The organism is Flavobacterium geliluteum, assembly GCF_017948595.1.
Taxonomy (GTDB): domain Bacteria; phylum Bacteroidota; class Bacteroidia; order Flavobacteriales; family Flavobacteriaceae; genus Flavobacterium; species Flavobacterium flavipigmentatum.
Map to the genome: position 1 here is coordinate 1 of NZ_JAGFBV010000101.1, position 255 is coordinate 255.

1 protein-coding gene is annotated in these 255 nt (G+C 37.6%); it reads right to left on the bottom strand.

Annotated elements, in window-relative coordinates:
* A partial coding sequence (locus tag J3495_RS19105; RefSeq protein ID WP_236025520.1) for a thymidylate synthase occupies positions 1–255 on the bottom strand: 255 nt, incomplete at both ends.

Here is a 255-nt window from a genome sequence, read left to right on the forward strand (position 1 = left end):
GGAGGGTAAGCCTAAGTTTGCATCAGAACTACGCTGATACGCGCTAATTATCAACTTACCGTTAGTGATTTGAAACTGAATCAAACTTAAGCATGGCTGTTGGTTACTTTCTGTGTTGTTAGAACCAAGGAATAATACATAATTCTTTGATGATCGTTTCTCCTGGTTAATCTTTTCGATAAGCTTTGGTAATTGTTCGAAATACGTTGGATAACTATTAACCAAAATAGGGCCGCAATAATCCCACCACGAAAC